The sequence below is a fragment of the Micromonospora sp. NPDC048835 genome (assembly GCF_040649995.1).
In the GTDB taxonomy this organism is placed as follows: Bacteria; Actinomycetota; Actinomycetes; order Mycobacteriales; family Micromonosporaceae; genus Micromonospora.
This window is the reverse complement of the sequence record NZ_JBEZGM010000001.1, coordinates 431,398-457,332: the sequence shown is the minus strand read 5'-3', so window position 1 is coordinate 457,332 and position 25,935 is coordinate 431,398. Positions and strand designations below refer to the sequence as shown.

Sequence of the window (25,935 nt, the reverse complement as noted above, 5' to 3'; positions counted from 1 at the left end):
CCGGACGGCCTCGGCACCAAGGTGCGCCGGTGCCGCACTCGGCCCGATAACTGGTCCCACCCGTTCGAGCGCGACTGGTAGCGTCGCCGAACATGACGATCATGGGGGAAACATCGATGAGTCGAACCCGACTCGTCCTGACTGGCCTGGCTGTTGTGGCGGTGATCGCGGCGTCCGGCTGCGATCCTCAGCCCGACTCTGCGAACACCGCAGCGCCGCCGTCCCCGGCGGCCTCGAGCGCCGCCCCGACCAGCGGTGCGCCCACCACCACGCCCAGCGCCGCAGCCAACGACGCGGCCACGGTGAAGGCCTGCGCCGACATCAAGAAGGACATCAAGGACAACGCCGCCAAGATCACCAAGGCCGAGAAGATCGGCCCGCCGGCCGGGCACTTCGCGGTCAGTGCCCAGTGGGCCGCCGGGTCGGTCGCGATCCTGGCGCACGCGATGGGCGCCAACGAGGCAGTCACCGCCGCCTCCGAGAAGGTCCAGGACGAGATGATGGGCCTGAGCGACGCGTACAGCAAGTCCGCCGACGCCAAGCCCAGCAAGAAGGCCCTGGAAACCGCAATCAAGGAGTTGGACACCGCCTGCTCCGCCGCCTGACCGGCCCGAGCACGCAATCGGCGGTGACTTCCCACCAGGGCAGTCGCCGCCGATTCGCGTGTCCGTGCGGCCGGTGATCGTGGCGCCCGAACCGGATCACCGGCTCCGTGGCAGGACGGCACGTGATCCCGCCGGTCCTCGGCGCGTCGATTGTGGGCAGAGGGTGACGGTGGCGGGCGTCCGGCTTCAGAGGTCGTCCGGCCACCAGTGCGGGTCGAGGCTCTTGCCGTGGCCCCGGGGGCAACGTCCGTAGCCCGTGCTGGAGACGTTCCAGTGCTGAGAGCAGTACGGGGCGTCGCACTGCCCGCAGAATCCAGCGTCGTCGTAGAAGCCCGCCGTGGTGACAGCGACGTAGCGGTAGGGCTTGGCGAACGCGTCGGCGATGCGTTGTGCCTCTGCCGGGTCCACCGGTCGGCCGAGTCCGTTGCCCGCCACGATTCCTGAGAACAGCAGCCACCACTGCTGGCCGTCGTGACGCTGCCGCGCGGCGGAGTAGGCGTCGCGCTGCGCTGGTGACCAGCGCTGCCAGCTCACCGGTTGGGAGGCGGGGGCGACGAGTTCGAGGTGGGCTGTCGCTCGCCCACACACCGCGCACGGTGGTTCCGCGACGAAGGCCTGGAGCATCACCCCATCCTCCTCCCTGGACCGTCAAGTGACGACGCCCAGTCGTCGGACGGTGCCATGCGCTGTGAGGCCGCCCCCAGCGCGGGCCCGCGTCGAGGACCACGTGGACGAAGCCCACCAGGCGGCTGCCGCGCTTTGCGAGCACAGGTGCCCGTGCCGTCACGACCGTCGCTGGCCAATCTGGCACGGGTGTGGCGTCGGGCACCCTGCCCTGGCGGAGTCAGTCCGCGGTGGCGGCCCGGGCCCGCCGCTCGCGCCGCCAGACCAGCGCCACCATGGCGACGTTGACAGCGCCGAGGATCAGCAGCGACGCGTCACCAGAGTCGGTGGAACGGTCGATCGCGAAGGTCTCGCCGTCCGCCATCAGGGTGTTGACGGTCGTGAACAGGACGTTGTTGGCGACGTGGAAGGCGACCGGCGCCTCGATGCCACGGCTGATGACGGCCATCAGGCCGGTGCTCACGCCGATGAACGTGTAGTACCCGAACAGCCAGGGATCGGCCGACCCGTGCACCACGGCGAAGCCCAGGCCGGAGACGGCGAGCCCGACGCCCAGGGCCGGACGCACCGCGCGCACCCAGGACGCGGCGGCGGGCAGCACGGCACTTCGGAACATCAGCTCCTCGCCGGCGGCCTGGATCGGAGTGCTCAGCATGATGATCACCAGCATGCCGATCGTCGTGCCGCTGACATCGAAGGTGGTCCAGCCCGGGGAGTCGGGCGCGACAAGCGCCACGACACCGGTTCCGGCCCCCACGAGCAACGCCGCGCCGATCAGGTAGTACGTCAGGCGGCGGGCGTCGAAGGCGCGGGGAAAGCTGATCAGGCTTCGCCATGGCACCTTGGCGATCCACCCGAGGAGCAGGATCGCCAGGACGCCGGCCGCGCCGATGCTGATGTTGATGGCCAGGAACTTCAACGGTGTCATGGTCGCCGACATCGGGTCGTCGCTGCCCTCGATGACGCCGACGACCTGGTAGAGCAGCACCTGGAGGACAAGCATCACCAGCGACGGCACGACGATGACCACGAACGGCTTCCACCAGCTCATGCGCAGGTGGGCGCCGAAGGGCCGGGAGCTGTCGACCACCGGCCCGGATCGCTCCGACGTGCGCAGGTGCGGGCGTCCCGACTCGGAGCGGCTGGGGTGTTCCGTCCCTTTCCAGGGTCCAACGGGTGGTACGGCGCTCATCGGGGGGTTCCTTTCGACGGTGCGGGACATCCCATTGCAGCGCGCACCCCGGTATGTCATGCAGTGCCACCGTGTCACCAGCTCACCGTGACATTCCAACGTCCGCGTCCCACCCGCTCGACCGGCAAGCGCCGCCGGTACGGGCGCGAGATCGACGGACGCGCCGCCCACGGCCCAGGGTTGTGAACCCCTTCGTGGGGTACGCCCGTTCCGCCACGCGGGGGCCGTCGGAGAAGCCGAGCGGGCCGTGTGCGCCTCGGACGCGCCGGGGGGCCGGTACCGGATGGATCAGCGGGAGGCGGGCGGGCGCCCTCGGGCTGGCGGCCTGGTGGAACTGCGGGTGCACGGGGTGTCCGCCACCGGCCCCGCTGAGCTGTTGGACCAGCCACACGTGCGGCAGGTGGCGGGTGACCACCAGGGTGGCTTCTACCGACCCCGACCGGGGATCCACGAGGGCGGCGAGGCGGACGGGGTGACGCTGGAGGCCTACCGCTGGAACAACCTGCCGGCTGGAAACGCCGTGCGAACGCTGTCGATGGTGATCCTGCTGCCGTTCATGCTGATCAACCTCGCCATCTGGATGCGGCCGGCCGGCCCCGGGGGCGACTCGGTGATCAAGGCTCTCTGCCGGTTGCTGGCGCTCACCCTGACCTCGATGTACGTGCTGAGCATCGTCGGGGTCGCGCTGGATGTGATCGCGTGGAAGTGCATGTCCTCGCCGGAGTGCCTGGCCGGACGGAACTGGCTGTCCTGGCTCGGGGGACGTCCGGCCGGACTGCGCCTGGCGGCGCTCGCGCTCGTGCCAATGGCCGCGATCGGCCTCGTGTGGGCGATCACCGCTCGCTCGGCACTGCCGCTGCACGTGCCCCGTTCGGCCGACCAGCCCACTGCGGCCCCCCGCCTCACCGCCATCGGCCGGTGGGACAACGAGCCGATCGTCGGTCGACTGCGCTCGATCCACGTCGCGGTGGCGTTCGCCACGCTGGACCTCAGCCTGCTCGGCGCCCGAGCCGCTCAGGGCTCGTCGACCGGCACCGTCGCGCTGACGACGGGCACCGTACTGCTGCTGGTCACGTGTGCGGCTCTGCTCTGCACCCCACCCCTGTCCGCGGCCACCGAACGGCGGCTCGACCGGCTGGCAAGCCTGCTGCGCGCGATCGCCCTCGGCCTGACCGTGCTGGTCTGGATCCATGTGCTGACCAGTTCGGCCTCCTGGCCGGAGAGGAACGGACTACCCGGCTACAACCTGACCGTCGTCGGGTTCTACATCGGTCAGGCGGTACTGCTGGTTGCCCTGGGGGCGGCGCTGTTCTGGCACCGGAATCGACGGCCGGACGCCGCGCCCTCGCTGGGGTTCGGCGCGCTTGCGGCCGCCGTCGGCTCGATCAGTCTGGCGCTCACGTTCTCCGCCGAACTTGTCTACCGGGTGTCCGACATCCTGAACCGGGGCGCTCCGACCGCACAGGCGCTGATCACCAGCCCGCCACGGGCCTGCATGTGGGCGATCCTCGGCTTCTCCCTGGCGGTGCTGGTGACGCTCGCCGCCGTCGGCGTGACATCACTGGCGTCCCGACCGGGACGGATCCGTGCCGCGTCGGCGATCGTCGCCCGCGACTTCCCCAACGCGCCACCCGACGCCGCGCCCCGGCTGCGGCAGGTCCGCAGAGCCATCGCCCATGCCCGGTTCACCGAGCGGCTGGTGCCGCTCGCGGTGCTCTACGCCGTCCTTGCCGGAATCGGCATGGCAGCGGTCGCGTTCGGCCTGGTGCCGACGTCCCCCGGCGAACTGATCCAGCGTTACGTGGGGCTGCCGGTCAGCTTCGTCGACTTCGCCATCGGCGCCGGCAGCTACCTGATCGCCGCCATCTTCATCGGTCTGGTCGTCGGCGGCATCTTCGCCTACCGCACCCCTGGATTCCGCCGGTACGTGGGCGTGCTGTGGGACCTGGGCACTTTCTGGCCCCGAGCCGCGCACCCGTTCGCGCCACCGTGCTACGCCGAGCGGGCCGTACCCGAACTGACCTACCGGATCACCTACCTCGTCGACTCCGGCAACGCGGTGGTGCTCACCGGGCACAGCCACGGCTCCGTCCTGCTCGCCGCGACCGTGCTCCAACTGCCGGCACGGGTCACCGACCGGATCGCGCTGCTGACCCACGGCTCGCCCCTGCGTCGGCTGTACGCCCGACTGTTCCCCGCCTACGTCAGCGACGAGGTCATCCGCGAGATCGCCGAGCGGGTCGACTGGCGGTGGGTGAACCTGTGGCGCGACACCGACCCGATCGGTGGGCGCGTCCTCCCGCCCCAGCAAGCGAACGAGGTACCCGCCGCCGCCCCCGGGCGCCCGCCGGTGGACCGACGGCTTCGCGACCCGTACGGCGTCACCGCGGCGACCGGAGACATCTTCCCGCCCCCGATCAGGGGGCACAGCCCGTGCGAAGCCGACCGGACGTTCGACGAGGCGGTACGTGACCTCGGCACCCGGCTTCGCCGCCCTCACAGCGGACCAGACGGATAGGCAATTTCTACCGATGCGATGTCGAGCCCCGCTACCGCATGGTCTCTGTGTCCGAGACCTGGAGGATCTGACGTGGGCTCTGCACGCAAAAGGTTGGCCACGATCATCGCGGCGACGACGGCGGCGACGCTGTTGTCCGCGGTCGAACCGGAGACACCGGCGGTGGCGGCCCCGCAGGACCGGGTCACCGCGTCCTGGAACATGCGGGGCCAGCGCCAAGGAGGGGAAGGGCCGTCGGAGTCGCGGTGGCTGACCGGTATACAGCAGATGTTCCGCCAGGAAGGAGTGCAGGTCGCCGCGCTCCAGGAGGCGGGCAACGAACCTCCCGAACGGGCGGTGTGGACCGATCGCCAGTTCGCCCAGGCCGGCATCACCGAGCATCTGTACAACATGGGCACGTCCGAAAGCCCGGACCTGTTGCAGATCTACTGGGCCGACCCCGGTCAGCAACGCAACGGCCTGGCCATCGTCACCCGGGAGACGGTGACCGACGCCGTCATCCTGCCGGTGCATTCGCGGTTCAACTCGCGGCCGATGATGGGCGTCCAGATCGGCACCGACTGGTACTTCACCGCCCACGCGCAGTCCAACGGCCCGAACAGCGCCAACGACGCCCCCGACATCATCGAGACGGCTCGGCAGTTCATGGCCCGTCGCCCCACCGGCGAATGGATGGTGCTCGCCGACTTCAACCAGGAACCGGCACGGATGCCGGCGGCGTTGCACAGCCACATGGTCACGGCGGGCCAGCCCACCCACGAGGGCGGCAGAGAGCTGGACTTCGCCTATGCCAGCGACGGAAACAACAACACCATCAACGCCGAGGTTCTCGGCGGAACCTCTGACCACGCGTACGTCCGTTACGTCGTGAACGCCGGCTGTGGCGCCGGCGGTGGCCTCGCGCCCCGGACGACCACCGAGCGGGACTGCTACGCCCCGGTCCCCGGTGACACGTACCGCTTCTTCGCCCGTCACCTGGAGCACGCGGTGATCGCGTCGAAGACGAACGACGGCGACGACATCGGACCGCACGTCAGGACGCCGCGCGGCAGCCTCGACGAGGCCCTTCAGGTGCGCTTCAGCACGGTTGCGGGCCAGTACCAGCTCGCCTGGCCGCAGGCCGATCCGGCGACCGAGCGGTGCCTGTCCTGGGCCGCGAACTCCCGCAGCACCGGCAGCACCCTCTGCTCGGAGCAGGCCGAGGTGTCCCGGTGGCAGTTCAAGGACGGGCAGATCTTCACCCCCGGGCTCGGCGGCTCCCTGCAACCCTCCCCCAACGCCCTCGGCGCGCGGCTGGTGGTCGGGCAGGACTTCTACCAGTGGCGACCGGAACCCCGCAACGGCATCGGCCCGCGCTGGGACCCGATCGGGGAGTTCCGGGACGCCGCCCCGGCCGGCTCGGAGACCCACTTCCCCGACCTCGACGGCGACGGCGACGCCGACCACGTCATCGTTGCGCCCGACGGTCGGATACCGGCGTGGCGCAACAACGGCCCCCGATCCACCTGGACCGCCCTCGGTGACATCAGCCCGCCGGACCGGGGTCTGCCCAGTACTGTGCACTTCGGCGACCTCGACGGCGACGACCGGGACGACTACCTCCGGTTGCGGACCGCCGACGAGTCACCCACCGGGTACCGGGTCATAGAGATGTACCGCAACGAGTCCGACGCCGCGCAGATCCGGTTGGGAGCACGCTCCTTCGTGGCCAACGACCTGCGCTACGAGAACCCGCGCTTCGTCGACATCGACGGCGACGGAGACGACGACCTGATCAACTCGGACCGGCAGAGCCACGCCAGCCTCTGGGAGAACCGGTCCCAGGGCCGGACGCCGGTGCCGGGCGACTGGCACTCGGTCAGCGGCTTCGCGACCCCCGCCGACGGCTATTACCAGACGACGTTCACGGATGTCACAGGTGACCGCCGGGCCGACGTGCTGCGCGTCGACTACCCCAGCGGCAAAGTGCAGGCCTGGGAGAACACCGGCGCACCGTGGAGCGCGACGACCGGCTGGCGGTCGTTGGGCCCGATCCGTGACGACGGCCCGTTCGCCGGCACCACCGGCCTGTTCGCCGACCTCAACGCCGACCTGATCAGCGACTTCGTCCTGTTCAGCGCCGCCTCCGGCGGCCTCGACGGTTGGCTGCTGCCCCGCTACGGCAGCGCGGATCCAGGCCCGGGACAGCCCGGCCAGGGCGGCGGGCAGGACCTACCGGCGGGCACGCTGCCGGCGTACGGGGGTGGGCCACCGCGACCGCAGCTCGACGGCCGGCTGTTGCAGAACAGCACGTTCACCGGCACGGACAAGCCGTGGTGGACCAACGCGGGGATGACGCCGAAACTGGCGGGCGGGACGTTCTGCGTGACCGCGCCCGCGTCCACCAACCCGTGGGACGTCCTGGTCGGGCACAACAGCATCTACCTGCCCGGCGGCGCCACGTACACGCTGCGGTTCCGCGCCCGCACCAACACGGCGGCGAACCCGCTGATCTACCTCGCGCCCTTCGACAACCCGACGAACGTCACGTACCTGAACAAGGGCTTCACCACCGGCACCGCCTGGAAGGAGTACGAGTACACCATCACCACGACCTACCCGGAGCCGTACCGGTTGGCCCAGCTCCAGTTCCGGCTCGGCAAGTCCAGCACGCCGTACGAGTTCTGCATGGACGACGTGACGCTCACCGGCGCCGAGTACGCGTACCGGGCCGACACCGGGCCGGAGGTCAAGGTGAACCAGCACGGCTACCTGCCCAACGGGCCCAAACGGGCGACGTTGCTGTACGGCGCGTCCTACGCGGTGCCGTGGACGCTGCGCCGGGCCGGCGGCGGCGCGACGGTGGCGACGGGTCGAACCACCCCGACCGGCTTCGACGCGTCGGCGAGCGCCAACACCCATGTGATCGACTTCAGCCAGGTCACGGCCACCGGCCGGTTCGAGTTGGTGTACGACGGCTGGGTCGACCGGCCCAGTCACCCGTTCGACATCCGCGCCGACCTGTACGACCGGCTGCGCACCGACGCGACCCGGTTCTTCTACACCAACCGCAGTGGGATCGCGATCGACGGGGGCATCGCCGGGGCCGCGTACGCCCGCCCGGCCGGGCACGTCGCGGACTCGCCGAACGGTGGCGACACCCAGGTGCCCTGCCAGCAGCCGAAGTCGTTCCTGAACAACTGGACCTGCTCCTACCGGCTGAACGTCACCGGCGGCTGGTACGACGCCGGTGACCACGGCAAGTACGTCGTCAACGGCGGCATCGCCACGTACCAGCTCCTGTCGACGTGGGAACGCAACCGGCCGGCGGCGCTCGGCGACGGCACCCTGGCCGTACCGGAACGCGGCAACGGCGTTCCGGACATCCTCGACGAGGCCCGCTGGAACCTCGACTTCATGCTGAAGATGCAGGTGCCCGACGGGCTGCCGCTGGCCGGCATGGTCCATCACAAGGTGCATGACGAGACCTGGACCGGACCGCCGATGCTGCCGCACCAGGACAAGAAAGCACGGGAACTGCACCGGCCGTCGACCGCGGCCACCCTGAACCTGGCCGCCGTCGCGGCCCAGGCGGCGAGGATCTACCAGCCGTACGACGCCGGATTCGCCGCCCGGCTGCGCGCGGCGGCCGAACGCGCGTACGCCGCGGCCCGGGCCAACCCGGCGCTCTTCGCACCGTACGAGGACCGCAGCGGCGGCGGGCCCTACAACGACGGGGACGTCTCCGACGAGTTCTACTGGGCCGCCGCCGAGCTGTACCTGACCACCAGGGACGCCAGCTACCTGACCGCCATCCGGGTCAGCCGGTTCCACACCGCCGGTGCGGCCTTCAGCCAGAACGGCTTCTACTGGGGCTCGGTGGCCGCGTTGGCCCAGCTCGACCTCGCGCGGTTCGGCACCGAGCTGAGTGACCGCGAGCAGATCAAGGGGTGGGTGGTCGCCGCCGCGGACCGGTTGATCTCGTTCCAGAAGGCCGAACGTTTCGGGCAGACCTACACTCCCACCACGGGACGCTACGACTGGGGCTCGAACGCGTCCATGCTGAACAACCAGGTCGTTCTCGCGACCGCCTACGACCTCACCGGCAGTGCCAGGTACGCCGACGCCGTCTTCGAGGGCCTCGACTACCTGCTGGGCCGCAACGCCCTCGGGCAGTCGTACGTCACCGGCTACGGCAGCAACGACGCGAAGAACCAGCACAGCCGGTGGTACGCGAGATCGTTCGACGCCCGGTTGCCGAACCCGCCGGTGGGGTCGGTCGCGGGTGGGCCCAACTCCAGCCTCCAGGACCCGCTCTCGGCGAGTTGGCTGCACGGGTGCGCCCCGCAGCTCTGCTACGTGGACAATCTCGAAGCCTGGTCGGTCAACGAGATCACCATCAACTGGAACTCCGCGTTGACCTGGGTGGCGGCGTTCGCGGCCGATGTGGCCGGCCGTCGGTGATCGAGAGGCCGGCCGGATCGGCGAGCCTGCTCGTCGGCCGGGGGCCGGAGATCGCGGTGCTGCGGGACGCCGTGCACCGGCTGCGCGGCGGCACCGGCACCGTGGTCTGGGTCGAGGGTGAGCCGGGGATCGGCAAGTCGTCGGTGGTCGCGGCGGGTCTACGTCTCGCCGCGCAGGCGGGTTGCCAGACCGCGGCGGGCCTCGCCGACCAGCTCGCTCACCCGCCCCTGCTCGGCGTACTCCTGGACTGCCTGGGTATCGGGCCGCGGTCGAGCGATCCGCGCCGGGCGCGGATAGCGGCGTTCCTGCGGGACAGACGGTCCGCCCTCGACCTCGCCGACGGCGCCCACGCGGCGGCGGCCGTGGAGATGGTCGTCGCCCTGGTCGACGAGTTGTGCACCGCCGGCCCGATGATGCTCGTCGTCGACGACGTGCAGTGGGCCGACGACGCGTCCCTCGACGTGTGCCGCCGGCTGGCCCCGGTCGCCGTACACCTGCCGCTACTGCTGGTCCTGGCATATCGCCCCGGCGTACACCGGTCGGCCGTGCGGCGGCTGCGCGACGTCGCACGGCGGCCGGACGTGGTCCGCATCCCGCTCGGTCCCCTCGGCCCGGAGGCGGTCCGCGACCTGCTCGCCGCACTCGTGGACGCGCCACCCGGGGCGGGGCTCGTCCAGCTCGCCAACCAGGCGGCCGGCAATCCGCTCTTCCTGCGGGAACTTGTCGAGTCACTGGTTCGTGAGGACCTGGTCGACATCAGCACGCAGGCCGAGGTGCGTCGATCGGCCGGGGGTGTGCTGCCGAGGTCGTTGGCCGCGACCCTGGAGGGCAGGCTGAGTTCCGTTCCGGCCGGCACCATCGAGCTGATGCGGGCGGCGGCGCTGCTCGGCGGTGAGTTCGCGGTCACCGACCTCGCCGCGCTGCTGGGCCGCCCGGCGATCGACGTCACCGCCGACATTCAGGAGGCGGTGACGGCGGGCATCCTGGTGGAGGCCGGCCCCCGGATGCGGTTCCGGCACCCGTTGCTGCGGCAGGCCCTCTACGACGGGATACCGGCTGCGCTGCGCTCCGCCCTGCACCTGGACGTGGCGCGGGCGTTGCACGCCGCGAGCGTCGAGCCGCAGCGCGTGGCCCAGCACCTGCTCACCTCCGGCGTCGCCGGGGACCGCTGGGCGCGGCGGTGGCTGGCCGATGCCGGAGCGGTGCTTGCGGGCTGGGCGCCGCACCTCGCGGCCGAGGTGCTCCGGCGGGAGGTGGACCACGACCCGGGTGACGAGGCCGACGGGGTGGCTCTCGGCATGAACCTGGCACGAGCCCTCATCGCCAGCGGCGACCACGAGGAGGCCGCGCACCGGGTGCGGCAGACCCTGGGGCTGGTCGTGGACCCGGACGACCGTGGACACCTGCACTGGATGCTCGCCCGTGCGCTGTTCAGCGGCGGGCGCAACGATGCGGCGATGGCCGACCTGCACCGGGCCCTCGCCGACGCCGACCTACCCGACGCCTGGCGGGCCCGGCTGCTCGCCTCGCGGGCGATGTTCCAGCGGGCCGGCTCGGGGGACCTGGCCGGGGCGGACGCCACCGCTCGGGACGCGCTGCGGACGGCGGCCGCGACCGGAGACGCCTTCGCGACGGCGTACGCGCTGACCGGTCTCTGGGCCGGCCACTCGGTGCGGCGGCAGCACCGGCTCGCCCTGCGCAGCGTGGAGCGGGCGATCGAGACGTTGGGACCGGTCGCCGACCACGTCGACCTCAGGGCGTTCGTCCTGCACGCGCGGATCTTCTCGTTGCAGAACCTGAGCCGGTGGTCGGACGCGGAGGAGGCGCTGCGGGACGCCCGGGACTTTCTGCGGACGGCCAACCGCACCGACGACACGACCGCCGGGGTGACCGCCGCCGTGTTGTTGTTCTGGCTGGGCCGGTGGGACGACGCCGTGGCCGAACTCGACGCGGTCGCGCAGGACACCTCCGCGTCGACGTACCGTGGGCTACGCGAAGGCGGCCCGGGGTGGCTCTGGTACGGGGTGTCCGCGCTCATCGCCGGCCACCGGGGCGAGCGGGCCCGGGCCGCCGCCCACCTTCGGGCGGGATTCGACCGCCCGGTGGTGACCGTGGCCGACCGGGAGAACATCGACTTCCTGCTCGTGGCGCGGTCACTCGCCGCCGAGCAGGACGGCGACCTGCGGTTGGCGCTGGACCAGCTGGGCGGTCTCCTCGACCGGCGGCCGGGCGAGATGACCCTGACCCACCAGTGGCTGCCCCGATTCGTCCGACTCGCTCTGGCGGTCGACGACCGGTCGGCGGCGGAGGCCGGGGTGCGGGCCTGCCTGGCCGAGGCGGCGGCGGAACAGGTGCCGGCCCGAGCTGCCGCGTCCGCCGACAGGTGTCGCGGCCTGCACGGCGGCGACCCGGGGGCGCTTCGTTCAGCCGTGGCCCACTACCGGGCCGGCGGCGTGCCGGTGGAACTCGCCGGGACGCTCGAGGACCTCGCCGTGGTCCTGGCGGAGCGGGGCGACACGGCGCAGGCGCGAACCGCCCTGAACGAGGCGATCGACCTGTACGGCGGATTCGGCGCCGCCTGGGACATCCGCCGGGCCGAGGCCAGGTTGCGCAGTCGTGGGGTTCGGCGTGGGGTGCGGGGTGCCCGGAGCAGACGGGCCGGACACGGCTGGGACGCGCTGACCCCCACCGAGCGCAGGGTCGCCATGCTTGTCGCCGCGGGTCGGTCGACGCCGGACATCGCGCAGAGCCTGTTCCTCACCCGCCGGACGGCCCAGACGCACATCTCGCGGATCCTGGCGAAACTCGACATGCGCAGCCGGGTGGAGATCGCGGGCGCGGTGCTGCGTCGCTCTGCGGAGGAGGTCGTCGAGCGGTGACCGGCGGTGGCATCCGGGGTCGGACCGGATGCCACCGCCCTCGGGTCAGCTGGCCGGGCCGATGAGCCGCCAGGGTTCCAGGTCCGAGTTGGCCCCGGTGCCGGGCACGTTGCCCTGGGTCCACCACTTGGCCTGCCAGACCTTGCCGGCGTACTTCACGGTGATGTTCTCCACCGACTGGGTCGCCGGGTTGTAGACCTTGCTGGCGTCCCACGCCGGCGCCGAGCATCCGCCGGTCGCCGGGATCACCTTCGCGGCACCCCGATTCTGCTCCGGCACCGAGGAGAACGTGGTGCCGCCCAGCTTGAGTGTGGTGTTCACCGGCCCGGTCGCCGGGATGTAGTAGATGATCGGCACGTCCAGGCTCTGCCCGGCCGGGATGATCTGGCAGTAGTCCAGGGTGAGGCTGACCCGGTGGAAGGCGCCGGACAGCCCGGTGCCGACATTCGGGCCGGTGTGCCCGGCCTGCACCTTCCACCGGCCGCCCTGGGCGCCGGTCTGCCAGTTGCCGTCCTTGATCAGCGGGGGCGTCGAGGTCGGCAGGTCGAAGGAGATGACGTTGTCCCGGCCGCCACCGATGGTCACCCCGGTGTTGTTGCTGATCCGGACGGTCGGGGTCAGCGGCCACAGACTCGCCGTGTCGGTCGGGTAGCGGATCAGGTCGACGCTCACGTCGAGAGCCAGTGCCGGACGCTGCACCGAACTGCCGGCACTGCGACTGTCGCCGTACGCGGCGGCGCCCTGGAGCCGCTCGTGCAGCCGGTTGGTCAGGGTGTAGCCCATCACGCAGGGGTCGTCCGGGGTCGCCTCGGCCGGGCATTCGTAGTCACCGGAGAGTTCCCACATCATCACGCCACCCGCGCCCTTGCGGTTGACGTAGTCCACGACGTGGTCCAGGCCCTCGGTGTCCTGGATGGAGAGGTACGTCTTCTTCTCCGGGTTCCACAACCAGGCGGTGCGGGTGGTCGCGTCCCAGTGCCGGTCGTACGTGCCGGTGCGCCTGTCGTTCGGGTCGCTGTCCGGGGTGAGGCCGACCGCGTTGGCGTAGCGGGGGGTGAGGTCGCGTTCCAGGTTCTTGGCGTGCCACATCGGGTTGACCCCCGCGCCGACCTCCCGACCGTTGGCGTCGCGGTCGTGCCAGATGTTGTCGATGCCGACCGCGCCGTCGCCGCAGGGGCGGACCAGGCCGGTGCCCGGCTGGCAGGTGCTGCCGACGGACCTGCCCCACATGCCGTTGCTGCCGCCGGTGACGTTGCGCCATCCCCGGCTGTAGTACGGGATGCCGATGTTGATGCGTCCGGCCTGCATCGCGCCGCGCAGGTGGTGAAAGGCCCAGTCGGTGTTGAAGTAGCCGATCTTCTGGTATTCCGGCGTGGAGTACAGGTCGCTCAGCTCCGGGTCCTTGCCGTCGTCGTGCAGGGCGGCGTTCGGGCCGACCACGTCGTTCCAGGAGCCGTGGTAGTCGTACGCCATGAGGTTCGTGTAGTCCTGGTAGCGCAGCGCCTTCTGGTTCTCCATGCCCCGCACGAGATAGCCGGAGGCCGACGTGGCGGAGGTGAGCAGGTAGTAGCGACCGTTGGTGGCGGACGCCCGGTCCAGCTTCTCCCGCAGCGTCTTCATCAGGGCCGTGTACGAGGTCGGCAGTCCCTTTCGGCGCGACCGCGCGTCGCCCCAGTCGTTCGGGTTGCCGGTGTCGTCCAGCACTGTCGGGTACTCGAAGTCGATGTCGACGCCGTCGAAGCCGTACCGGCCGAGGAAGTCGACGACCGAGTCCGAGAAGGTGTTGATGCCGGCCTGGTTGGTCGTACCGTCGGCGTTGGTGGTCATGCCGTAGAAGCCGCGGCTCTCCGCCCAGCCGCCCACCGAGATCAGCGTCTTCACCCGGGGGTGCAGACGCTTGTAGGTGGTCAGCAGGTTGAAGTGCCCTCGGTAGGGCAGGCTCTGGTCCATCTCCGTGCCGGGGACGGACCAGGTCATGCCGGTGGCCGGGTTGTTCGGGCCGTCCGCGCCGACCGAGATCCGGTTGTTCTCGACCCGGGCGAACGCGTAGTTGATGTGCGTCAACCGGGACCACGGCACGTTCTTGACCAGGTAGGAGGGCGTGCCGTCGGCGCCGGTGCGGCTGCCGTTGAAGTAGCCGATCACCCGGCGGCTCCGGCCCTGGCCGAGCCACTCCCGGCCGTCGCCCTGGTAGACCCGGCAGTAGGGGGTGCTGGTGCCGGCGGTCGGGATCATGCCGTCCGGGCGGCACTGCGCGTGGTCGGTCGGCACCACCGGACGGGTGCCGCCGTTGTCGCCGCCGGCATGCTGCTCCATCGGGTCGCCGGCACCGCCGTTGCGGCTGCCGCCGGCCCGGCCGGCGGGATTGCGGGCGACGATCTCGTCGATCAGCTTCCCGCCCGGGAAGTCCATCATCACGATGCCGAGCCGGTCCATTGTCTGTCGCCCGCCGAAGTTGCCCGCCCGGTTCGGGTAGAACTCCGGGCACCTGTCGTTGCTGGCTCGCAGGCACTGGATGAGGAACTCGTTGACCCCGGTCGCCGACGGGGTGCCACCGGCGACCGTGTACGGATGGGCCAGGCCCCCCGTGCCGCTGGTGTAGTTCATGTAGAGCGAGCCCGGCTCGTGGTCGTGTCGGGTCTGCTCGCCACGGTTGGCGTCCCACACCCCGTTGGTCTTGCGCAGGTGCGTCCGAACACTCTCCCACTTGTCGTCGATGTCGCTGATCTGGGTGACGTTGAAGTTGTCCTGCACGTAGCCCTCGTAGGAGCCGCCGGCGGGGTAGGGCTGCCCGATGCCGTAGCCGCCGTAGATGCCGCCGGCGGGTCCGCGGAACCCGAGCAGGACGATCTTCCCGCGTACGGCGCCGAGGGTCGGCGTGGTCGTCTGCTGGACACCGTTGACGGAGTCGGCCCAGAACAGGCTTCCCCAGGCCCTGCCCTGCCGGGTCTCGTCACCGTTGCCGGTGTGGTAGCGCCCGGTGAGGTACGAGTCGAAGACCTTCCGGCGCCACTCGGTGCTGTCGTAGCTTTGCGCGTCGGCACAACTCGCTCCGCTGCCCAGGCACTCGGCCTTGAGGTTCAGCAGGACCGTCTCGGTCGGGTTCGCCCGCAGGAAGGTCTCGATCTTCGTGAGCACGTCGGTGAAGTTGGCCCACTGGTAGTAGACCCCGTGGTGGACGGTGAACGTCAGTCCGGCGTCACCCTTGTCCACCCGGACCCGGATGTCGATCGACCGGATGCCGGCGTCCAGTTGGGTGGCCAGGGTCTCGGCGCTGTACCCGTGGCGTTCCTGGGTCTGGGTGAGGCTCGTCGAGATGAACTCGCAGTCCCCGTTGCCCGCCGACTGACCGCATAGCGCGAGGGTGTCGTGGGTGCCGGGAATGGACAGGTCGGCCAGGCTGGCGTCGTCCGACACCCGGGCCATCCAGTCCCGGTTGGCTTCGGCGGCTGATTCGATGGTGTTGTAGTGGTCGTTGGCGAAGGCCGGGGCGGCCGGGCCGGCGACGGTTGTCGCGGTGGTCGCGATCAGGGTGGTGGCGAGTAACGCGATGACCAGCCGTGGCTGTCGTGTGCGCCGCGACCACCTGCGGATCGGCCTCTTCGCCGAGCCCGGTGGGGCGGATGCTGAGTGTGTCGTCGACATGGCAGACCTCCGGCAGGCGTGGTCGCGCGCACGACCATGCATCGATGCAACTGCCTGAAGTCTTGGCACCGCGCCGCGTGGAGACATCTGTCAGATGACGACTGGCCCGTGCCATCGACGCGGCCGCACCGCTCGCCGAAGAGGAATCCATCACGGATCGCCGCCGTGTCAGGTCGCTGACGCAGCCGAGTGCGACCACGCCGACCGGATCCGGATCATGCCGGGAGCTTAGCCCGACGTGGGTCGCTACCAGGGTCAGCCGGGGACGCGTCGGAGACGGACGTCGGGGTGTCCGTGAACCGCTCCAGCAGCCGCATCGCCCCGGGCCGACCTCGTTCGGCACCCGGCCGTCCGCGGCGGCGGCCGTGATCCACCTCGCAGTACTTGCCCCTCACATCAACGTGAGGTTCTAGCGTGTTGGCATGCAGATCAACGGCTCAACAGCACTCGTGACCGGCGCCAACCGCGGACTCGGCAAGGCCTTCGTCGAGGCACTCCTGGCCCGCGGCGCCACCGTCTATGCGACCGCGCGTCGCCTGGAAAGCATCGACATCCCCGGTGCGACCGCACTCCAGTTGGACATCACCGATCCAGCGTCCATCGAGGCCGCGGCAGCCACGGTGGGCGACCTCGACATCCTCGTCAACAACGCCGGCACCTCCACGCAAGCCCCGCTGCTCGGCCCTTCGACGGAGAACATCCGCCGCGACTTCGACACCAACTTCTGGGGCACCCTCAACGTCACCCGCGCCTTCGCGCCGAAGCTGGCCGGTGGCGCCATTCTGAACGTCATCTCGGCGCTGAGCTGGTACACCTTCGCCCCGGGCAGCAACGGCTACGCCGCCTCCAAGGCCGCCGAGTGGTCCCTGACGAACGGCATCCGCCTCGAGTTGGCCGACCAGAAGACTCTGGTCACCGCTCTGGCGCTGGCAATCGCGGACACGGACATGATGGCGGGCATCGACATCCCCAAGCTCCCGCCGCACGAGGTGGTCGCCCAGGCTCTCGACGGACTGGAAGCGGGCAGGATCGAGGTCGTCGCCGACGAGCCCACCGCCAGGGTCAAGGCCTCCCTCTCACGCGACCCGGCCCTCTTCTACGCCGACATCACCGGCAACCTCTTTGGGTGATTCCGTGAGCATTACGCCTTCGGGAGCAGGCGGGCTGGTCGACTCCCCGCACCCGGCCCCGATCACGGAGGTCGCACCCGACTCGAAGCCGGCCCGGATCTGATCCGCACCCTCGACGCAAACTACCTGCACGACATGTCCCGACCGGCGACGGCACGGGCGTTGGGTGTGCACACCCGCACGCTCGACTATCGCCTGCGACGCGTGGAGGAGCTGATCGGGCTGCGTCCGGCCTCGACCCGCGGCGTTAGGATCCTGACCGCCGCCGTCGCCTGGGCGTTCGCCGACCGGCTGCGGGAGGCGTGACGACTCCGGGCGTAGCCGGTCGACCGCCGCTGACACCGCGGCGGTCGACCGGTTCATCGGTGCAGCCTCCTCAGCAGGTGACCTCCACGATGGGCGACTGCGTTGTCAGCGTCAGTGACGGGGGGTAGTAGCCGCCGGGAGCGGTGTACGTATGGATGCCCTTGGTGACGTAGTAGTTCGGCACACTCTGGCAGATCGTGAAGGCGACACCCGTGTACTTCTTGTTCCCCGGGCCGGAGTTCAGGCCCCCGACCGACACCAGGTAGAAGCCGCTGCCCGGGACGTACTGGTACAACTCGGCCTGAGCACCGATGTACGGGATGGCCGCGTCACACCACGAATCCGCCTTGCCGTCGATGCTGCCCGGGATGCCGTTGCCGCCGGTCGACGCATGTGGGTACTGGGCCCGCGCACTGCAGGTGATCACATTCGCGGCGGCTGCCGTGGCCGGCCCACGAGCCGTCGACTTCCGGCTGAACGTGGGCGTCGTCGCTGCGGCCTGCTCCCCGGCCAGCGCCTGTGCCGCTGCGAGCACCGGCTGTGGGATCGTCCCGGGAGCCGTCGCAGACTCCGCCGCACTGGCTGGCGAAGCGACGGTGGCCACGGAGACCGCCAGCAGTGCGGCGAGCCCGATGCCGAACACGCGACGTCTGCGCATTTCCCCTCCTAGAAATCGTTCCCCGAGGTGGCGGGGGAATCGGAAAACCTGGTGAGGAAACTATTCAGCGACAGGTGCGCCGGCGTCTTCGTGAACAATCGCAAACCTGCGCCCTGGTCGACTCCTGTCATTGTCACGCCGCACAACGGTCGGCACCGGCCCTGACATGCGGGCACCCTGGCGTAGCGGACGAGACCCGGAATGCGGTCGGCCTGGAGCGGCAGTCCGGTTGGCGGATCATGAGGGCGGGGCGGCATGATCCTTGCGTGGATGCCCGTCGAACCGTCGTTCTGATCGATGACCTTCGTTCATTCGTGGACGGCCGCGACGCCGAGGTGGCCCGGACGAGTGCTGCCGGAGTCGAGCTGGGCTATCGCGTGCACATCGCGTCCGGCTCCACGGACGTCGGCTACCTCGACGGCCGCTCGGCGGGCTGACGCACGGATGAGCTTGGTGTCGGCGTTCGTACCGATCTGGATCCTTACCGCCGTCGGCTACGCGGCCTGTCGTTGGGGCCTGCTGGGCGAGGCGGCAGCGTCGGTGCTCGGCCGGTTCGTGTTCCACCTCGCGATGCCGTCCGCCCTCTTCCTGGCCCTGTCCCGGATGCCGCTGTCCGGGTTCGCCGACCGCTCGCTGCTCGCCTTCGCGGTGAGCACGGCCGCGGTCGTCGGGTTCGGGTGGGTCGGCGCGAGCTGGCTGTTCGGTCGCGAGCCCGGCGAACGGCCGATCTGGGGCATGGCTGCCGGGTACGTGAACTCGGCGAACCTCGGCATCCCGATCGCCACGCAGGTTCTCGGCAACGTGTCGTTCCTGGCGGAGGTGGTGCTGCTACAGGTGCTTGTGGTGACGCCCGTGATCCTGGTCGCCCTGGACCGGCACAACGACCCGGCCGGGCGGGTACGGGTCGCCCGTATCGCCTCCCTGCCGGTACGCAACCCGGTGATCCTGGCGTCGCTGCTTGGCCTCGCGTGCTCGGCCGCCGGCCTGCGACTACCGTCGGCGGCCGGCGCTCCGCTCACCCTGCTGTCAGGTGCCGCGGTGCCGGCCGCCCTGGTCGCGCTCGGCGCGTCGCTGCACCGCACCGGACCGTCGCGGGCCGAGCCGACCCCGCTGGGCGAGCTGGCCGTGATCACCGCGCTGAAGCTCGTCGCACAACCGGTCATCGCGTACGCGGCCGGGCTGGCCCTACACCTGTCCGCGCCCCAGTTGCTCGCCGTGGTGGTGTGCGCGGGCCTGCCGACAGCGCAGAACACGTTCATCTACAGCCAGGAGTACGGCGTGGGCGAAACGATGGCCAACAAGGCGGTGGTGGTGACCACGACGCTGTCGCTGGCCACCCTGACCGCGGCGGCCGCGTTACTCGGGTAGGTCCGTCACCGACTCGCCGTGCACGACCAACTGCCCGGTGGAGTCGCGCGTGATCCGCGTGGGCCGGGGCGGGGTCTCCGCCCCGCCGTCCACAAGTTCGTACTGCCGCGCCCCGGAGGGGCAGCGCCGCACCACTTCGGCCAGGCGCTCGGCCTCGGCGCCATCGGGCCGGATCCACGGGCGCTGGTCCGTGTCGAAGACCTCCGGTAAGCCGCGGACGCACTCGGCGGCGTGCAGGCAACGCCTCGCCTCGAACGTCACGGTGATCTTCTGGCCCTCGTACGCCTTCTTCGTTGCCCGGCCATGCCCGCGCTCGCTCCCCCCCATGCCTCTGAGGTGATCGGCAGCGGCGGCGGCGATGCGGCCGATTGCCCGTGGCGCACACCATAGCCGGTGTGCCCCACGGGCAAGCGATCACGGTCAACCAGGTCAGGAGATGCAGAACGGCGCCGGCTCCTTGAGACCAAGATCCGCGCAGTCGTACCCGCTGCCCTCGCCGTAGTACTTCCAACCCGTACCGGCCACATAGTGGAACAGGTAGACCCCGTCACCAGCCTTCGAGCCCTGCGGATCGGCTCCCGCCCAATCCTTGACGCACTGCACACCGCCGAAGGACACACCCTTCGGCAGCTCGACCAGAGTCTGAAGAGTCTTCGCCGAAGGGCACTTGGCGCTCGTGGGCGTGCTGCCGGCCGGCTTCGCCGTCGTCACCGGATCCGAGATGCAGAACGGCGCCGGCTCGCTGAGGCCAAGCTCCTTGCAGTCCCATCCACTGCCCTGGTCGTAGTACTTCCAGCCCGTGCCGGACGCGTAGCGGAACAGGTAGACGCCGTCACCCGCGGTCGGGCCCTGCGGATCGGCCGCCGCCCAGTCCTTGACGCACTTCACCGTCGCCAGAGACCAGCCCTTCGGCAGCTCGACCAGCTTCTGCAGGGCCGCCACCGAGGGGCATTCGGCACCCCCGGCTGCGGGGGTTGCCGGGACGGGCGACGCACTGGGGGCGCCACTGGCCGCAGCGGTCGACGTCGGAGCGGACGTGGTCGGACCAGTACCCGATGGCGCTGCGGAGTCGCAGGCTGACAGTCCAATGAGGACGGCGACAGCGGGCAGCAGCAGGAGGTGACGTGCAGACATTTCCGAGCCCCTATGGGTCGTGGCGATCGTCGCTTACAACCGGGTACATGCGATCCGTCGCACGCAGGTTGCCGTCTACCCGGAAATTTCTCAAAGTTTCTTGGCGGCCCAGCTCAGACCGCTGCGGACCTCGAACCGGGTCTCCGCCACCGCGTACACCGGAGCGGTGCCTGCCGAGATCACCAGCCGGCTGCTGGCCGGCGACGGCCAGCAGGGTGCCTACACCCCGGCCGCCCTCTTCGGTTCCGCTCTCGCCGAATCCTGCGGCGGCGAGTATCTGCTGGCCCGCGCCAGCCGGCAGTGATCCGCATCCAGCCCGCGGGGACCTGTCCATGAGCACGACCGACGTCACCAACGGTCGGGCGGTGCCTGCAACACACTCGGGGTCGGCGGAGGACCACGGAACGCCTTTCGGGCCGCTCGCTCGGTGATCGCGGCGACTTCCTGTTTCGCGGCGGCGGAGATACGGGCGGCGTCGGGCTCCTTGTACCAGGGACGCAATCGGATCACCGCCGGGCGGATGCCGGTGGCCAGCAGCAGCGCGGTCCCCTTCGGCAACGCGCGGATCTTGTCCGGCGGCAGGATGTTCTCCTGCCGGAACGAGGTGGAACGCGAGGAGCCGTCACGGCTGCGCGAGACGCTGAGCGTGCGCACGTCGTGCTGACCGACGAGCTTGGAGATCTTCTCCACGAAGTCGGCGTCGTCCAGGCCCGCACCGAGCAGCTTGATCGTGGCGGCGCCCCACAGCGCGTCCATCCCCGCATCGCCCCAGACCCGCGAGCCCTGCCGGTAACTCTGCAGCAGCGTCACCACGTTGATCCCCCTGGAGCCGAGGTGGGAGTAGAGGTCGGGCAGGTCGGAGATCCGGCAGACGTTCGCCGCCTCGTCGAGCACCGCCGTCATCGGCGGGTCCAGCCGCCCACCCATCCGCTCCGCGGCGACCACCCCGGCCCGCAGCGTGGCGTCGGCGATACCGGCGATCACACCGGCTGCCGAGCCGCCGCCGTCCTTGGAGAGCAGGTAGAGCGTGTCCCGACCGAGCACGTGCAGGTCCGGGCGGAACTGCGGCAGATTCGGGTCGTACGACACCCAGGCGAGGATCTCCGGGTCGAGCAGGCAGGCCACGCACTGGCGGGCCGTCTCGTAGATGCCGTCCCGGGTCTCCACCGCGCCGCGCACCGTGCCCTGCAACTGCTCGGCCATCGCGCTCATCCGGGCGTCGCGGAGCAGGTCGATCGGCGTACGGTCGGCCGGGTCGGCCAACCAGCCCAGCAGCTCGGAGACCGTCGCCCCGCCTCGGGCGGCGGCGAGGAACAGCGCGGTGAGGGTGTTCTGCGCGGCCGAGATCCAGAAGTCCTTCTTGGCCGTGTCGTCGTTGACCGAGGCCACGAAGTGCCCGGCGAGCCGCCGCGCGCCCTCGATCGTGACGCACTCGGCGAGCATGTCCCACCACATCTCGCGAGGCGTGTGCGCGATGCCCTGCGGGTCGAAGGTCCAGACTATGCCGATGCGCGCCCGCTCGGCCCGGGTCACCGAGTACACGTCGGACTTGTTCGAGGTGAGCAGCACCGCGCCGCGGGCCCGGAGCACCCGGGGGATGGCGATCCCGGTCGACTTGCCGGCGCGCGGCGCCATCAGGTCCAACTCGACGTCCTCATAGGAGGAACGCAGCTCGGGTCCGTTCGGCATCAGGTCGCCGAGCAGGTTACCCCGCTCATCCGGCGGCAGGTCCCGCATGCCTGCCAGCGAGGGGCGCAACTCGCGGGCGCGACCCGCGATCCCCGCCGGGGCCAGCGACGCCAAATCGTGTGCGCCGGCGAGGCCCTTGCCACGGCCGCGCAGTTCCACGACCTTGCGGACGCCCAGCGCGGCGGACAGGACGAGCAGCACGATCGACACCACCATGCCGCCGTAGACCGCGAACGGTGAGACCCCGGGCCAGAGCACCTCGATCCGTCCGGAGACCAGGAGGCCGTACGAGTGCAGCGTCACCGGTGGCGGGTGCCAGCCGTGCATGGTCACGGCAGCGCCGGCAGTGCCGCCGAACCAGGCCACCAGGAAGATCGCCGCGTTCGCGAACACCATCACGGTGAAGGCCCAGAAGAACAGGTCGGCGCCGTGCGGACGGCCACCGGGTGAGCGGCTCACGACGACCACCCCTCGCCGTCGGATACCAGCTCCGGCCGGGTCGTCAGGTTGCCCAACTCGGCCTCGGCCTCGAAGGCCACCATCCGGGCAGCCGCACGCTCGGCGGCCTGTTCCTGCGCGTACCCGTTCTGCACCCAGCGCAGGTTCGTGTCGTGCAGCCGCCGCTCGGTGTCGGTGATGGTGACCCGGATCGGGATACCCGGCCGTCCACCGACCTTGATCAGGAACCGGCCGCGACCGGGTGGCTCCTCGTTCGTGCCGGTGCTCGCCCAGCCGGGCGGGGACGACCACGACGACACCAGCTCGATCTCCCGCCGGGACATGCCCACCACCCGGCCCAACTCCTGCATCTCGGCCATCGGCAGGCCGGCGCAGGCGACGATCCCGGCCCGCTCCACGAAGCCGCGCGCCTTCGCCCGGTCCGAGTCACTGCCCAGCGCCTCGGCGTCCTTGAGGGTGTGGGTGATCTTCGCGTCGCCAAGCCCCAGCGAACGGTTGAGCCGGGTCAGGGCGTCGATCCGGTCGACGATCCCGGAGGCCGCCCGCAACGGACGCCACAGCTCGTCGAGGATGGTGAAGAACCAGCGGCGCGGCGCCAACCCCGCGTCGGCCAGGGCGTGCGAGGCGGCCACCGTACCCAGACCGTCGGACCAGGCCGCGAGCATCGCCGCCGCGGTGAGCTGGGTGTCCGCCTCACCGATCCGGGAGATGTCGATGCACACGGCCGGGGCGTCCGGGTCGATGCGGGTGGAGGTCTCCGAGCCGAAGGTGTCCCCCAACGTCCCGTCGAGGATGCCCAGCAGCGACCGGTGCAGCGGGTCCACCGCGTCCCGGTAGCGGGTCTCCTGGCCCCGGTCGAGGGTCACCGCCCGGACCCGGTCGGGCCCCTCCTCCAGCACGCGCAGCAGGTCGGGCAGGAGGGCCGCGCGGTGGCTCGGCGTACGGTCGCGCAGGTGACGCAGGCAGGCGGAGAGCACTGCCTGCTCGTGGTCGTCCAGCGCCCGACCCCGCACGATGGTCAGCAGCGCCGCCACCATGTTCAGCACCCGGCCGTGGGTCTCGGCGGCGAGCGCCCTGCCCGCCTGACCGCCGATCCGCTCGGCGGCGATGCCCATCGCCCCCGGGTCCAGCACGTTGATGCCGCCCACCCCGCGCCCGATCGGGATCACCTGGCCACCGAGCGCGCGGACCGTGTCGGCGTAGTCCGGTTTGAGGTCGCCGAGCACCAACGGAACCACCCCGGTGGCGGCCAGCCCGACCGCCATCCGGTTGATCAGCGTGGACTTTCCCAGACCGGGCATGCCGAGCATGAACAGCGAGGGGTTCGAGATGTAGCGGGCGCGGGTGAACCAGGAGAGCGGGTCACCGCAGACCGTCGCGCCGGTGAAGAGATGCTGCCCGATCGGTACGCCGGACATCGGCGCCCCGGAGCCGGCGGAGAACGGCCACAGCCCGCACGCCTGTACGGTTGTCGCCCGCCACATCGTCGGCGAGTCGAGATAGCCGACCCGGCCGCCACCCCGCCCCGCCCAACCGCGCGTCGACTCCGGCGGGGCCGGACGTCTCCTGGGCTGCTTGCTCCGGCTCACCGGGGCACCCTCGGCCGGGTCGACGGTGAGTCCGGTCAGTGCGGTCCGCCCGCCCGAGTAGCCGGCCGGCCAGCCGGCACCGAGGTCGACCGCCCGCGTCGCGGTGCCGGTGGAGAGCGCTCGAATGTCGGTCACATCGCCTCCTGGAGTTCGTGCGGTAGCAGGGTCTGCTCCCAGGGCAGGATCCCGACCGGGAGCGTGCAACTGAACGCGGCGGCCTGCATACGGTTGGCGGGGCGCATCGCGATCCGACTGGAACCAGTCATGTTGCGAACGACCACCGAGGCGTCGTCGAGCTGGTCGGGGGTGTCGACGGTGATGGTGAGCATGAGCGAGAACTCCACCAGCCCCGCCCCGGTCGCCTCCTCGGCGGCGGCCTGCTCGGCGGCGCGTACCTCGGCGCTGGCCCGGGCCTGCACCATGCCACGCTTGGACGTCGCCATGAACTGCGCGGTACGCCGGTCGGACTCGACGATCCGCGCGGAGGTCGCCGGGTCGAGCGGTCGGTAGAGCAGGGCCACCCGTTTGCGGCGGGTTCCGTCGGAGGCGTCGAGCATCGTGCGCAGCACGCTGGCGCGCACCGTGCCCCGGGGTGCGAGCGTCAGCAGCCAGGTCCGGGAAACACCGGAGTCATGGTGGTAGGCGTCGACCGACTCCACCGCCGCGACCGGCCCCGCGTCCTCCCACTCCAGTCCGGTGTGGCCGTGCTCGGCCCGAACGTTGAGCACCTCGGCGGCGCAGGCCGGGTCGTAGGCGACGCGGACCATCTCGGCGATCTGCTCGGCACTCAACGGTTCGGCGACGCCTCCCCCCGCGCTGACCAGCCCGGTCAGCAGGCTCGGCACCCGGATGGCCAGGTCGGCGACCACGTCCTCGGGGTCGCGCCGTGGCCCGCCGGACGTGCCGTAGGTGAGGGTGATGTAGGAGTTCATCTCGGACGAGGCGGACGGGTAGTCGTTGACCACCTCCTGCATGACGGCCCGAGCGGCGGCCGGCGCGTCCGGGGCGAGGCGGGGCAGGATCTCGTTCGCCAACCGGGTCCCCGGATCGGGGGCGGTCTCGACGACGACCGAGGCGCCCCGCAGCGCCGGTTCGTGGGCGAGCCGGGCCAGCCACTCACCCCAGAGCGCCACCCAGGTGTCGACCTGGTCCGGGTCGACCAGGGAGCCGCCGTCGGGCTCGCACCGCAGGACGATGGTGTACAGGTTGCGTCCCTTGTGGTGCAGCACGCCGAAGGCCCGGTCGTAGCCGTCGCGGCCCTCCAACGCGCTCACCCGGGTGAGCAGGCCGGGTGGGCGGAACCGCCCGCCGGGGCGGGCCGACAGCGGGCCCGAGACATAGAGGTGCTCGCCCCGGGACTTGCGCTGTGACCAACCGATCCGCAGGGACAGGAGCTGATACACGTTGCGCCCGTCCTGGGTACGCACCGCCAGGGGCGTCAGCAGGACCAGGAACGGGACACCCACCACCACCGCCGCCGCGAGCGAGATCATCGACGCGAACAGCACCACGACCAGGCCACCGAAGACGCCGACCGTGCCGACCAGACCGAGCGACCCGAGGCCGGCCCGGCGCGGTCGCCGCCAATTGCCGTACGTGGGTTCGACCGCGGCTTCCACCGACATCAACCTGATTCCTCTCGTTCATCGGGACCCGCCTCGAACAGCAGGGCCCTGTCCGCCCGTGCCCCGACCGT

General features: G+C 70.8%; 18 protein-coding genes. 9 read left to right on the top strand and 9 right to left on the bottom strand.

Annotated features, from left to right (window positions below; translation table 11 throughout):
* Positions 1 to 116 precede the first annotated feature (116 nt).
* Positions 117 to 605, top strand: a complete 489-nt coding sequence (locus AB0C15_RS01905) for a hypothetical protein (RefSeq protein ID WP_357347664.1) — start codon at positions 117 to 119, stop codon at positions 603 to 605.
* 186 nt (positions 606 to 791) lie between these two features.
* On the opposite strand, the gene AB0C15_RS01900 is transcribed toward AB0C15_RS01905, so the two are convergent.
* Together AB0C15_RS01900 and AB0C15_RS01895 are read right to left on the bottom strand one after the other, a co-directional pair.
* Positions 792 to 1,229 (bottom strand): hypothetical protein, encoded by a 438-nt coding sequence (locus AB0C15_RS01900; RefSeq protein WP_357347662.1) that lies wholly within the window; start codon positions 1,227 to 1,229, stop codon positions 792 to 794.
* A gap of 220 nt (positions 1,230 to 1,449) precedes the next feature.
* A complete protein-coding gene (locus tag AB0C15_RS01895; protein ID WP_357347660.1) occupies positions 1,450 to 2,319 on the bottom strand; it encodes a CPBP family intramembrane glutamic endopeptidase in 870 nt (289 codons plus the stop codon).
* 385 nt (positions 2,320 to 2,704) lie between these two features.
* On the opposite strand from AB0C15_RS01895, the gene AB0C15_RS01890 reads away from it, so the two are divergent.
* The 3 genes from AB0C15_RS01890 (at position 2,705) to AB0C15_RS01880 (ending at position 12,261) form a co-directional block, all read left to right on the top strand.
* Positions 2,705 to 4,939 (top strand): hypothetical protein, encoded by a 2,235-nt coding sequence (locus AB0C15_RS01890; RefSeq protein ID WP_357347658.1) that lies wholly within the window; start codon positions 2,705 to 2,707, stop codon positions 4,937 to 4,939.
* A gap of 72 nt (positions 4,940 to 5,011) precedes the next feature.
* The gene (locus tag AB0C15_RS01885; protein WP_357347656.1) at positions 5,012 to 9,382 is read left to right on the top strand and encodes a glycoside hydrolase family 9 protein; all 4,371 of its coding nucleotides are present in this window, start codon (positions 5,012 to 5,014) and stop codon (positions 9,380 to 9,382) included.
* Positions 9,379 to 12,261, top strand: a complete 2,883-nt coding sequence (locus tag AB0C15_RS01880) for an AAA family ATPase (RefSeq protein WP_357347654.1) — start codon at positions 9,379 to 9,381, stop codon at positions 12,259 to 12,261. The genes AB0C15_RS01885 and AB0C15_RS01880 overlap by 4 nt, the downstream gene beginning before the upstream one ends.
* Before the next feature lie 45 nt (positions 12,262 to 12,306).
* On the opposite strand, the gene AB0C15_RS01875 is transcribed toward AB0C15_RS01880, so the two are convergent.
* Positions 12,307 to 15,906 (bottom strand): phosphatidylinositol-specific phospholipase C domain-containing protein, encoded by a 3,600-nt coding sequence (locus AB0C15_RS01875; protein WP_357347652.1) that lies wholly within the window; start codon positions 15,904 to 15,906, stop codon positions 12,307 to 12,309.
* Positions 15,907 to 16,328: 422 nt separating this feature from the next.
* Here AB0C15_RS01875 and AB0C15_RS01870 point away from each other — a divergent pair, with 422 nt between their 5' ends.
* The gene (locus AB0C15_RS01870; RefSeq protein WP_357347650.1) at positions 16,329 to 17,036 is read left to right on the top strand and encodes an SDR family oxidoreductase; all 708 of its coding nucleotides are present in this window, start codon (positions 16,329 to 16,331) and stop codon (positions 17,034 to 17,036) included.
* Positions 17,037 to 17,135: 99 nt separating this feature from the next.
* Positions 17,136 to 17,342 carry a helix-turn-helix domain-containing protein gene (locus AB0C15_RS01865; protein WP_357347896.1) on the top strand — a complete coding sequence of 69 codons (207 nt, stop codon included), beginning with the start codon at positions 17,136 to 17,138 and terminating at the stop codon, positions 17,340 to 17,342.
* Between the two features lie 70 nt (positions 17,343 to 17,412).
* Here AB0C15_RS01865 and AB0C15_RS01860 read toward each other — a convergent pair whose 3' ends face one another.
* On the bottom strand, positions 17,413 to 18,000 hold the full coding sequence (locus AB0C15_RS01860; RefSeq protein ID WP_357347648.1) for a hypothetical protein: 588 nt from the start codon (positions 17,998 to 18,000) through the stop codon (positions 17,413 to 17,415).
* A 266-nt stretch (positions 18,001 to 18,266) separates the two neighbouring features.
* Between AB0C15_RS01860 and AB0C15_RS01855 the strand changes: the two genes are divergently transcribed.
* Together AB0C15_RS01855 and AB0C15_RS01850 are read left to right on the top strand one after the other, a co-directional pair.
* Positions 18,267 to 18,437, top strand: coding sequence for a hypothetical protein (locus AB0C15_RS01855; RefSeq protein ID WP_357347646.1), 171 nt, complete (start codon positions 18,267 to 18,269; stop codon positions 18,435 to 18,437).
* 7 nt (positions 18,438 to 18,444) lie between these two features.
* Positions 18,445 to 19,368 carry an AEC family transporter gene (locus tag AB0C15_RS01850; protein WP_357347644.1) on the top strand — a complete coding sequence of 308 codons (924 nt, stop codon included), beginning with the start codon at positions 18,445 to 18,447 and terminating at the stop codon, positions 19,366 to 19,368.
* Here AB0C15_RS01850 and AB0C15_RS01845 read toward each other — a convergent pair.
* Positions 19,357 to 19,695, bottom strand: coding sequence for a (4Fe-4S)-binding protein (locus AB0C15_RS01845; protein WP_357347642.1), 339 nt, complete (start codon positions 19,693 to 19,695; stop codon positions 19,357 to 19,359). The genes AB0C15_RS01850 and AB0C15_RS01845 overlap by 12 nt on opposite strands.
* 102 nt (positions 19,696 to 19,797) lie before the next feature.
* Positions 19,798 to 20,310 carry a hypothetical protein gene (locus AB0C15_RS01840; protein ID WP_357347640.1) on the bottom strand — a complete coding sequence of 171 codons (513 nt, stop codon included), beginning with the start codon at positions 20,308 to 20,310 and terminating at the stop codon, positions 19,798 to 19,800.
* 211 nt (positions 20,311 to 20,521) lie between these two features.
* Here AB0C15_RS01840 and AB0C15_RS01835 point away from each other — a divergent pair, with 211 nt between their 5' ends.
* Positions 20,522 to 20,806 carry a hypothetical protein gene (locus AB0C15_RS01835; protein ID WP_357347638.1) on the top strand — a complete coding sequence of 95 codons (285 nt, stop codon included), beginning with the start codon at positions 20,522 to 20,524 and terminating at the stop codon, positions 20,804 to 20,806.
* Between the two features lie 44 nt (positions 20,807 to 20,850).
* Here AB0C15_RS01835 and AB0C15_RS01830 read toward each other — a convergent pair whose 3' ends face one another.
* The 3 genes from AB0C15_RS01830 to AB0C15_RS01820 are packed head-to-tail and all read right to left on the bottom strand — an operon-like array spanning position 20,851 to position 25,864.
* On the bottom strand, positions 20,851 to 22,650 hold the full coding sequence (locus tag AB0C15_RS01830) for a TraM recognition domain-containing protein (RefSeq protein WP_357347636.1): 1,800 nt from the start codon (positions 22,648 to 22,650) through the stop codon (positions 20,851 to 20,853).
* Entirely contained in the window at positions 22,647 to 24,374 is a 1,728-nt protein-coding gene (locus tag AB0C15_RS01825; protein WP_357347634.1) for an ATP/GTP-binding protein, read from the bottom strand. The genes AB0C15_RS01830 and AB0C15_RS01825 overlap by 4 nt, the downstream gene beginning before the upstream one ends.
* Positions 24,371 to 25,864 (bottom strand): SCO6880 family protein, encoded by a 1,494-nt coding sequence (locus tag AB0C15_RS01820; RefSeq protein WP_357347632.1) that lies wholly within the window; start codon positions 25,862 to 25,864, stop codon positions 24,371 to 24,373. The genes AB0C15_RS01825 and AB0C15_RS01820 overlap by 4 nt, the downstream gene beginning before the upstream one ends.
* Positions 25,865 to 25,935: the final 71 nt, after the last annotated feature.

What these genes read in the sequence shown, in the direction of transcription:
- AB0C15_RS01900 (WP_357347662.1), bottom strand. Translation starts at nt 1,229, where the DNA reads ATGCTCCAGGCCTTCGTCGCGGAACCACCGTGCGCGGTGTGTGGGCGA.
- AB0C15_RS01820 (WP_357347632.1), bottom strand. Translation starts at nt 25,864, where the DNA reads ATGTCGGTGGAAGCCGCGGTCGAACCCACGTACGGCAATTGGCGGCGA.
- AB0C15_RS01870 (WP_357347650.1), top strand. Translation starts at nt 16,329, where the DNA reads ATGCAGATCAACGGCTCAACAGCACTCGTGACCGGCGCCAACCGCGGA.
- AB0C15_RS01890 (WP_357347658.1), top strand. Translation starts at nt 2,705, where the DNA reads ATGGATCAGCGGGAGGCGGGCGGGCGCCCTCGGGCTGGCGGCCTGGTG.
- AB0C15_RS01905 (WP_357347664.1), top strand. Translation starts at nt 117, where the DNA reads ATGAGTCGAACCCGACTCGTCCTGACTGGCCTGGCTGTTGTGGCGGTG.
- AB0C15_RS01845 (WP_357347642.1), bottom strand. Translation starts at nt 19,695, where the DNA reads ATGGGGGGGAGCGAGCGCGGGCATGGCCGGGCAACGAAGAAGGCGTAC.
- AB0C15_RS01875 (WP_357347652.1), bottom strand. Translation starts at nt 15,906, where the DNA reads ATGTCGACGACACACTCAGCATCCGCCCCACCGGGCTCGGCGAAGAGG.
- AB0C15_RS01850 (WP_357347644.1), top strand. Translation starts at nt 18,445, where the DNA reads ATGAGCTTGGTGTCGGCGTTCGTACCGATCTGGATCCTTACCGCCGTC.
- AB0C15_RS01860 (WP_357347648.1), bottom strand. Translation starts at nt 18,000, where the DNA reads ATGCGCAGACGTCGCGTGTTCGGCATCGGGCTCGCCGCACTGCTGGCG.